A 9,011-nucleotide genomic window follows, 5' to 3' on the forward strand; every position below is an offset into this window, starting at 1 on the left:
GGCCACGCCCGTGACGAGGTTGATCAGGGCGGTCGCCGTCGGGCTCGCGCCCTCGACCCCCTGGGTGAAGGGGGTGACCACCGCTATGGCGGTGATCAGCCCGATGATCCACACGAAGAAGGCGCGGGCGCGCGGCGCCGCCACCAGCAGCAGGTGCATCAGAGCCGTGGCCGCAAGGGCCGCGACACCCGCCATGAAGGCGTATGCCACCGTGCCGGCGTCGCCGAGGTAGCCGGCCTCCTCCGGGGCCAGCACCGGGATCCCCAGCGCACCCCTGAAGAACAGGGTGCCCACCAGGACCACCAGTGCGGCCACCACCGCCGTCGCCAGACCGCCCGACCACAGGCGGACCGCGTTGACAGGTCGTTCAGCTGCGAACTCGCTCATGCCGATACCCCCAGATACGGCGTCGAGTATCGTCGCACTCCGTATACATCCGGATACGTCCGAACTCGGTCGTAGCCCACATACCCGAAGCTCCGCGCGGGTAACCCACACGTGGAACACTGTGGGTATGGCTCACTTCGCTCACGCCCGCGTCGACCTGGACGCGATCGCCCACAACGCACGGCTGCTGCGAGAGCGCGCCGGCGGGGCGGCGCTCATGGGCGTGGTCAAGGCGGACGGCTACGGCCACGGCATGCTCCCGGCCGCCCGCGCGCTGCTGGCCGGCGGGGCGGCCTGGCTGGGCACCGCGTTCATCCACGAGGCGCTCGGGCTGCGCGCGGCCGGGATCGCCGCACCCGTCCTGGCCTGGATCATCCCGCCCGGCGAGCCGGTGGGCGAGGCCATTGAGAACGACATCGACCTGGGCGTCAGCGATCCCGCGGTGCTGGGCACCGTGCTGGAGGAGGCCCGCCGCCTGGGCCGCACCGCGCGGGTGCAGCTCAAGATCGACACCGGCCTCAACCGCGGCGGCATCGGCCACGCCGAGTGGGGTCCGCTGGTGGAGGCCGCGGCGCGCGCCGAGGAGACCGGCCACCTCAAGGTGAGCGGGATCTGGTCGCACTTCGCCTGCGCCGACGAGCCCGGCCATCCGTCGATCGCCGCGCAGCTCGCGGTGTTCCACGACGCCCTGGAGTCCGCCGACAAGGTCGGCCTGGCCCCCGAGGTGCGCCACATCGCCAACTCGGCGGCGCTGCTCACGCTGCCCGAGGCGCACTTCGATCTGGTGCGCGGCGGAATCGCGAGTTACGGGCTTTCCCCCATTCCGGATTACGACGTGCCCGGATTGCGGCCCGCGATGACCCTGCGTGCCCGCGTCGCCCTCACCAAGCGGGTGCCGCCCGGCAGCGGTGTCTCCTACGGGCACCGCTACGTCACCGACCGCGAGACCACCCTGGCCCTGGTGCCCCTGGGCTACGCCGACGGCGTGCCCCGGGCCGCCACCAACAAGGGGCCGGTACTGCTGGCCGGACGCGAACGCGTCATCGCGGGAACAGTCTGCATGGACCAGTTCGTTGTCGATGTGGGCGACGACGAGGTGGCCGCCGGAGAGTACGCCGTGCTGTTCGGCGACCCCGGCGAACACCCGGGCGCACCCGGTGCCCAGGACTGGGCCCGGGTCCTGGACACCATCCCGTACGAGATCGTCACCCGGGTGGGCGTCCGCGTCCCGCGCGAGTACGTCGGCGGCTGACCACGGCCGGTGGCCGTGTCCCGGCCGGTCCGGGGCACGGCGGGCGGGCTGTGGCGAACCACCTCCACCGATCGTCCACAACCGGTCACGCGCCCCCGCCGCCCCGCCTAACCTGGGGTGAGGGGGACACACCACCCGACGGTCGTGCCCTGACCCGGTCGGCCACCGCCCGAACCGTACCGACACACAGTCTTTGCGAGCCCGATGACAGACGTGACGACCACAGCGAACGCGTCCACCGCGGTCACCGCCGCCACCGACGGCGCCATGCGCGCCCTCGGCCGCGCCCTGGCCGACCTCAGCCGACCAGGCGACCTGCTGATCCTGTCCGGCCCGCTCGGCGCGGGCAAGACCACCCTCACCCAGGGCCTGGGGCAGGGGCTGGGCGTGCGCGGCTCGGTCACCTCCCCGACCTTCGTCATCTCCCGCATCCACCCCTCCCTGGTGGGCGGCCCCTCCCTGGTCCACGTGGACGCCTACCGGCTGGGCGGGCCCGACGAGATCGACGACATCGACCTCGACATGACCCTCCCCGAGTCCGTCACCGTCGTCGAATGGGGCGAGGGCGTCGCCGAAGGGCTGTCCGACGACCGGCTGGAGATCCGGATCGAACGCCACCCCGACGACACCCGCACCGTCCACCTCACCCCGGTCGGCCGGCGCTGGGCGGACGTCGCCCTGCCCGCCGCCGTCGACGACGCGAACACGGAAGACTAGCCCCGTGCTGCTCCTGGCCTTCGACACCGCCACCCCCGCCGTCACCGCCGCCATCGGCGAGTCCGGCGCGGACGGCGCCTTCACCCCGCGCGCGAGCGCGTCCTCGGTGGACGCCCGCCGCCACGGCGAACTGCTCTCCCCGACCATCCGGCGGCTCACCGAGGAGGCCGGGGTCGCCCTCGCCGACCTCGACGCCGTCGCCGTCGGCATCGGACCCGGCCCCTACACCGGCCTGCGCGTGGGACTGGCCACGGCCCACGCCCTGGCCGACGCGCTGGGCATCCCCTGCCACGGGGTGGCCACCCTGGACGCGCTGGCCTTCGCCACCGGGCGCACCGGGCCGTTCGTCGCCATGACCGACGCCCGCCGCAAGGAGGTGTTCTGGGCCCGCTACGACGACCGCCTCACCCGGGTGGGCGAGATCGCCGTGGACCGCCCGGCCGACCTCGACACCGGCGGGCTGCCGCTGGTCGGCGACGGCGCCCGGATGTACGCCGAGGTGTTCGGGGAGGCCGCCGCCTCCCCCGAGCCCGTGCACCCCGACGCCGCCGCCCTGGCCGAGCTCGCCCTGCGCCGGCTGCACTCCGGGGAGGCCCTGCCCGCCCCCGAGCCCCTCTACCTGCGCCGCCCCGACGCGGTGGTGCCCGGCGCCCCGAAGAAGGTCCGCCAGTGGGTGAAGTGACACCGGTGCGCGACACCGCCCTGGACGCGGTGCGCGTCGCCCCGCCCGCGGGTGTGGTCCTGCGGCCCATGACCAGCGGCGACGTCGACGCGGTCATGGCGCTGGAGCGCGCCCTCTTCCCGGCCGACGCCTGGAGCGAGGGGATGCTCCGCGACGAGCTCGCCGAGACCGGCACCCGCCACTACGTCATCGCCACCGCCGGGGACGCCCTGGTCGGCTACGCCGGACTGCGGTTCGTCCCGCCCGAGGGGGACGTGCAGACCATGGCCGTCGCCGAGTCCGCCTGGGGGACCGGGATCGGGGGAGCGCTGCTCACCGAACTCCTGGACCAGGCCGCCCGGCGCGGGGTGACACAGATGTTCCTGGAGGTGCGCTCGGACAACCCGCGCGCCCAGAAGCTCTACGGCCGCTTCGGATTCACGTCGATCGGTGTGCGGCGCGGCTACTACAACGGGGCCGACGCCCTGGTCATGCGGCGCGTCGCCGAGGAGGGTACCCATGAGTGACCACGACCTCCCGCTCGTCCTGGGCATCGAGACGTCCTGCGACGAGACCGGTGTCGGGCTCGTCCGCGGCTGCGAGCTGCTCGGCGAGTCGGTGGCCTCCAGCGTGGAGCAGCACGTCCGCTTCGGCGGGGTGGTGCCCGAGGTGGCCAGCCGCGCCCACCTGGAGGCGATGACCCCCACCGTCCAGCGGGCGCTGGACTCCGCCGGGGTCAAGCTCACCGACGTCGACGCCATCGCCGTCACCGCGGGGCCCGGCCTGGCCGGCGCGCTGCTCGTGGGGGTGTCCGCCGCCAAGGCGTACGCGATGGCCCTGGACAAGCCCCTCTACGGGGTCAACCACCTGGTCGGGCACGTCGCCGTCGACCAGCTGGAACACGGGCCGCTGCCCAAGCCCGCGATCGCGCTGCTGGTATCCGGCGGGCACACCTCGCTGCTGCTGGTCAACGACCTGGCCACCGACGTGGTGTCGCTGGGCGACACCGTGGACGACGCCGCCGGCGAGGCCTACGACAAGGTGGCCCGCCTGCTGGACCTGCCCTACCCGGGCGGGCCGCCCATCGACAGGGCGGCGCGGCAGGGCAACCCCAAGTCGATCCGCTTCCCGCGCGGCAAGTGGGGGGACGGCACCTACGACTTCTCGTTCTCGGGGCTCAAGACCGCCGTCGCCCGCCACGTGGAGGACGCCGACCGCCGCGGCGAGCCGCTGGTGGTCGCCGACATCGCGGCCGCGTTCCAGGACGCGGTCGTGGACGTGCTCACCCGCAAGGCCGTCGACGCCTGCGTCGAGCACGGGGTGAGCACCCTGGTCATCAGCGGCGGCGTCGCCGCCAACTCCGCCCTGCGCGCCCTCGCCGAGCAGCGCTGCCGCGAGGCCGGCATCACCCTCCGGGTGCCCCGGCCCCGCCTGTGCACCGACAACGGCGCGATGATCGCCGCCCTGGGCGCCGAGGTCGTGGCGGCGGGCCTGCCGCCGTCGTCGCTGGACCTGGCCACGGACACCTCCCTCCCGGTGGAGTCCCCCCTGGCCCGCTAGCACCCGCTTTCCCACAGGACCCCGGAGCCCCGCTCCGGGGTCCTTTTCGTTCGCGCCGTAACCCGCCTGACCGCATGCGGCCATGTGAGGTACTTCGTCCCTGGAAATCCTGTCTGCCGCTTGGGTCTGACTGTGGTACTCGCTATCGTCGTTCTCGGTAATCAGGTGATCACGACCCTGATGGCCGACTCACCCCCATTCCCCCGCGAAGAAGCAGGTGAACCCCCATGACTTCCGTTCCCGTGGGCGTCAACGTCAACGACGCTCTGTCCGGCGGCGAAGCTGCGGCGGACGCGGCCGCCCGTCTCAAAGACCTTCCCCTCGACTTCGATGATGCGATCACCGCTGCGAAGAACGCGGTGGAGAACAACGCTCCTGGGGTCCCGGGATGGGCCGCTTTCGGCGATGACCAGACCCAGCACATGGTCGACGTCCAGACCCACGCCCACAGCATCGCGGAGAACGCCCAGGACGGCGGCGCGGCGGCTGCGGGTACTGACGAGGAATCTGCCTGTGGTTTCCACATTCCCATCAACGACCTGCAACTCATGTGAAAGCAGAATTCCTCGCATTCTAGTGTCCTCTTATGGCTGGAGTAAGTCTTGGCGGCAATCGAAAATAAATGCCAGATCGACCGGGGTGCAGTGATCGCGGCCAGGGACATGTTCTCGGAGGTGCACGCGAAGATCAGTGGTCGTTCGGGTGAGTACAACACGATCACCGAGCCCGTGGGGTTCAGCTTCACCGAACTGATCGCTGAAGAGATCAGGTGTGAGGTCGGAAGCAATAAGGAGGCGTGGAGTAGCGCGATGTTGGCGTGCACGCACGCCTTCGGTGTCCTCGACAAGATCAACTCGGACGTCAAGGTCTACGACGACAAGATCGAAGAACTCCAAACAGACCTCAACGCCATCGTCAACGGACCGGACAAAGAGGACGCCGGTGTTGTCACGGCGGCTATCGAATGGCACACCGGTGAGGCCGAGGCCGCCTGGGCGAAGTTGAAGGCCGACTGCACGGAATCCGAGGGGATCCTCTCGGACGGCCCGACCCCGGAGAGCATCCTTGCTCTGGCCGAGGGCGGTTACCTCGGGAAGCACGGCCAGATCGGCTACTACACCACGGACGATCTGGACTACTTCTTCGTCGACGCGACCGACGCCGAGACGATCGCCATCCACCTTGAGAACGCCGTGCTGCACGGTTATGACGGCAGCATCGAGGCCCTGGAAGACCATCCTGAGTACCTGGCGCTGATCGCCAATATCGTTAACCGTGGGCTAACCGCACAGCAGAATGGTGACGAGCTTCGCGATGGCGAACTAGAGTTTCTAGAGACACTTTTTGGTGAGCTCGAAGGAATTGATCCGAATAATCCTGGTTTTCTCGGTTTTGTGGATGCCGTTGAAAATAGCGAGAACATTGACGATTCTCTGCGTGCTGAAATTAGTGAAAGTTTGTCAAATGCGATGCTTGTACTTTCCAGTGAGGAAGTCGGCGGCGGCATGAACCTGCTTCCAGGTGATGTAATAAGTGTTGCTAATGGGTCCAACGTAAAACCTGTGGGTCCTGTTGATGAACATGATCCAGACTCCAATGAGATGCAGAGCCCTGACGTCTTGTGGCTCCAAAGCTTCAAAACGCTTGGTGGATTCCTGGAAAACTCGAGTTCCGAGGTCTCTGGCGGTGTTGAGTTTTCTGTATCCCTCCTGGCTTCGAGCGCCATGGAGGTGGAGCGTGGGTACAGCCCGGCACCCTTCAGGGATGAGGCTCTTCAAGGGATCATCGAAGTCGCGACACGAAACCCCGAAGCCGGGAACGTTGTTATCACGGGCGAGGATTTTGATGGTGAAACTTATGATCACCATGTCAACCATGAGAACATTGCGCCTGACCTCTTGGAGGTTTTCTACTCTCACGATTGGGGTGACGGAGGTCAGGCTGTCTCCGGGCTCACTGACTGGATATGGGAGTCTCAAAATCAAGGGTCAGAGGTGGAGAGGGCTGGAAATGCGGCTTATGAACTCATCAAAACTCTGACCGATGACGAAACTTTCCGAGATACGGAGAGCACTGGAGAGGGAGATTACTCACTAGCTGTCACGGAGATAAACCCTAGGATTGCCGAAAGTCTGGCGTCCATTTATGTTGCCTACTTGGATGATTTTTCCATTAGTGACGAAAATGTTGGATACAGGGAACTGGAGGGCAATAGGAATGATCTGTTTTTGTTCCATGAAAATGGAGATCACGCTCTTGTTCTTTCGTCGGAAATGAAGCAGGACTTCATTCAATTGCTCGTGGCCAATGAAGACCTCGCTCCTAATGTGATCGCCTCCACTGAGGCTCAGGAGAGAAAGATTATCGAGGCTTTTTTGACCCACCCTGATATCGGAAATTCCGTTGGTGGTCGGGCGGCTTCTGACTTGAGAACCATTCTGGATTCGGCCTTGATTCAGGAGTACTCTGATCGAAAGCTTGAAAACGATGAGGCCAGGGAGCGGGCAAATCAGCAATGGCAGGCCGGTTACAACGTTTTTACTGCTATTTCTGTAGGTGTTGCTGGCGATAATTTGACGCCGGCGGGAATAGGTACTGAGGTGCTGATCAAGCTCCTTGAGCAGCCAATGAAGGACTATGTTGGTGATCTGATAGACGAAAACAAGGAGTTCTCTTATATTGAAAATCTGGAGCAGAGATTCCTGGAATCAGATGCTGAGCTCCGTGATCATGCGAATCTCCAAATTCTAAGTACGATGCTGGATTTGGGGATGGTCGATATAGAAGTTCTTCGAGCTGAAGGGCTTCTTGTTGAAGACGTTGACGGAAATGAGCGTCTTCCGATGTCGCCTGGAGAATGGGGAGAGGGTGACGATGGATATATTTCTGCAGTTGAAGAGTTGGTCGGTTCGGTCGACGTTCCTTACCCCGGTCGCGCCGATAATTACGTGAGAGATTTCATGGAGAACTATCACCCTGATCTTTATGAGACGAGGTTGAAGTGATGATCAATTATGGCAATAATGAATTCGGAGTGAAATTTATTAGAAATATTTTTGTGGTTTCATCACTTTTCCTGTGTGCAGGTTGTGTGACAACAGGGGTGACTGTTGTCGAGGAGGGGGCGGTCGAAGGTGATGCCTCTGCACGCGGTCCTGTGATCGCGGCCGAAAGAGAAGCCGTGGCAGCGACGCTCCAAGGGGAAGCTGACACCCTCTGGGTTAGTGATCGTGGGGTGGTCGCCATTTTGGGCGATGAGGTCGTGTCCTACGGGGTGGATCCGGTGAAGCTCGTGTGGAGCCATCGGGCCCCAGGACCTGTGCTGGATGTGGTCGTCGGATGGGATGGTGAGAGCCTGCTGGTCCGCCATCGCGCGGACATCGGGCCTTGGGCTCAGGAACGTGTGATCGTCCTGGATGCAGAGAATGGGGAGATGATCGCCTCGCATCCCTCTGAGGGGATGCCCCGGGGACTTGCTCATGACACCTGGGTGTCGACCACTGAGAGCGGTAGAGTGGTCGTGCACCAGGTTTCGACCGGAGACAAGCGCTGGGAGTACGACCCTTCCGAGGCCTGTTCCGCAGAGTCGGCCGCGGACGTCGAGGTCCTCGCTGACAAGTTCACGGTTCTCGTTTCCCACGCTTGTCCGGAGGATGATGAAGCCCGCTTGGCCGAGTTCGTGGTCGATAGCGGGAGTGTGATCAAGCAGGTGACCTGGGACGGGCCCGCTCCGGCACTCCATACGGTGCTGCCGCATACGGTTACAGGCGGGCCTGAGGATGCGGTGGCTCGCATGTTCGCTGAAGAGGTCAACAAGGAATTCCTTTTCCTGGACACCCGATACTTCACCCCTGTGCTGCCGGCGCCGTGGCGTGATGCCGGGATCACCGATCACTTGGATCCTCCGGCCATGGATTTCGCGGATGCCCCGACTGACATCGTGGTGGGAAATGTGGCGGAGATGAATGATCTGCTTATCGTGCGGTCGGTGCGTGCCCTGGCCTTGGAACCGGATATCCCCTTCAATCAGGAGGATTTGGATGATTCCTTGTTGATCGATGGAGAACTGGTGGAGAGCCCCTATCAATGGCAGCTCGGTAGATCCGGGTACATGTCTGCGCTCTCCAACGCCTTGGTCGAGGCTTTTCCTTCCGAGGAGTGATGTGGTGAACGGCGATCAGGGAACTGGCTTCTCCGCCTGGTCGCAGACGGTCGCAATCCCGGTTGCCATAATCGTGATCGCCATCTTCGCCGACGAGATCCTCCTGGAGGAAACCGACTCGGACCTGAGTTGCATCACCCCGTGGGGACCGATGATTCCGTAGCTCTCTGACCTGTGGTTCCCCGGCCCGCAGGGGTCGATTGTGGTTACTAACCGGCGGCGGGCAGGCCAGGATGGAAGCCGTGGGATCGTTCGTACGGCGGGTGAAGACC

General features: G+C 65.1%; 10 protein-coding genes. 9 read left to right on the top strand and 1 reads right to left on the bottom strand.

The features are described from left to right. On the bottom strand, positions 1 to 387 hold a 387-nt coding region (locus ACJOT3_RS28640; protein WP_406976237.1), incomplete at its 3' end, for a DUF6069 family protein. Between the two features lie 127 nt (positions 388 to 514). On the opposite strand from ACJOT3_RS28640, the gene alr reads away from it, so the two are divergent. The 9 genes from alr to ACJOT3_RS28685 all read left to right on the top strand — a co-directional run bounded on the left by alr (position 515) and on the right by ACJOT3_RS28685 (position 8,902). Next, a complete protein-coding gene (gene alr / locus ACJOT3_RS28645; protein WP_406976238.1) occupies positions 515 to 1,639 on the top strand; it encodes an alanine racemase in 1,125 nt (374 codons plus the stop codon). 204 nt (positions 1,640 to 1,843) lie between these two features. After that, a complete protein-coding gene (gene tsaE, locus ACJOT3_RS28650) occupies positions 1,844 to 2,356 on the top strand; it encodes a tRNA (adenosine(37)-N6)-threonylcarbamoyltransferase complex ATPase subunit type 1 TsaE (protein WP_406976239.1) in 513 nt (170 codons plus the stop codon). A 4-nt stretch (positions 2,357 to 2,360) separates the two neighbouring features. Further along, a complete protein-coding gene (tsaB, locus tag ACJOT3_RS28655; RefSeq protein WP_406976240.1) occupies positions 2,361 to 3,038 on the top strand; it encodes a tRNA (adenosine(37)-N6)-threonylcarbamoyltransferase complex dimerization subunit type 1 TsaB in 678 nt (225 codons plus the stop codon). Positions 3,039 to 3,106: 68 nt separating this feature from the next. Then, on the top strand, positions 3,107 to 3,544 hold the full coding sequence (rimI, locus tag ACJOT3_RS28660; protein ID WP_406976246.1) for a ribosomal protein S18-alanine N-acetyltransferase: 438 nt from the start codon (positions 3,107 to 3,109) through the stop codon (positions 3,542 to 3,544). After that, positions 3,537 to 4,577 (top strand): tRNA (adenosine(37)-N6)-threonylcarbamoyltransferase complex transferase subunit TsaD, encoded by a 1,041-nt coding sequence (gene tsaD, locus ACJOT3_RS28665; RefSeq protein ID WP_406976241.1) that lies wholly within the window; start codon positions 3,537 to 3,539, stop codon positions 4,575 to 4,577. The genes rimI and tsaD overlap by 8 nt, the downstream gene beginning before the upstream one ends. Positions 4,578 to 4,804: 227 nt before the next feature. Next, positions 4,805 to 5,131, top strand: coding sequence for a hypothetical protein (locus ACJOT3_RS28670; protein ID WP_406976242.1), 327 nt, complete (start codon positions 4,805 to 4,807; stop codon positions 5,129 to 5,131). A 48-nt stretch (positions 5,132 to 5,179) separates the two neighbouring features. Beyond that, a complete protein-coding gene (locus tag ACJOT3_RS28675) occupies positions 5,180 to 7,582 on the top strand; it encodes a TPR repeat domain-containing protein (protein ID WP_406976243.1) in 2,403 nt (800 codons plus the stop codon). Further along, positions 7,582 to 8,739: a YncE family protein gene (locus tag ACJOT3_RS28680; protein WP_406976244.1), complete on the top strand. Its 1,158-nt coding sequence runs from the start codon at positions 7,582 to 7,584 to the stop codon at positions 8,737 to 8,739. The genes ACJOT3_RS28675 and ACJOT3_RS28680 overlap by 1 nt, the downstream gene beginning before the upstream one ends. 4 nt (positions 8,740 to 8,743) lie before the next feature. Then, positions 8,744 to 8,902 carry a hypothetical protein gene (locus tag ACJOT3_RS28685; protein WP_406976245.1) on the top strand — a complete coding sequence of 53 codons (159 nt, stop codon included), beginning with the start codon at positions 8,744 to 8,746 and terminating at the stop codon, positions 8,900 to 8,902. Positions 8,903 to 9,011 lie beyond the last annotated feature (109 nt).

This window comes from Nocardiopsis protaetiae (assembly GCF_045446735.1).
GTDB classification, from domain to species: Bacteria; Actinomycetota; Actinomycetes; order Streptosporangiales; family Streptosporangiaceae; genus Nocardiopsis; species Nocardiopsis protaetiae.

Bases quoted from the DNA above. Each gene is read 5' to 3' on its own strand.
- alr (WP_406976238.1), top strand. From the start codon at position 515: ATGGCTCACTTCGCTCACGCCCGCGTCGACCTGGACGCGATCGCCCAC.
- tsaE (WP_406976239.1), top strand. From the start codon at position 1,844: ATGACAGACGTGACGACCACAGCGAACGCGTCCACCGCGGTCACCGCC.
- rimI (WP_406976246.1), top strand. From the start codon at position 3,107: ATGACCAGCGGCGACGTCGACGCGGTCATGGCGCTGGAGCGCGCCCTC.
- tsaD (WP_406976241.1), top strand. From the start codon at position 3,537: ATGAGTGACCACGACCTCCCGCTCGTCCTGGGCATCGAGACGTCCTGC.
- ACJOT3_RS28670 (WP_406976242.1), top strand. From the start codon at position 4,805: ATGACTTCCGTTCCCGTGGGCGTCAACGTCAACGACGCTCTGTCCGGC.
- ACJOT3_RS28680 (WP_406976244.1), top strand. From the start codon at position 7,582: ATGATCAATTATGGCAATAATGAATTCGGAGTGAAATTTATTAGAAAT.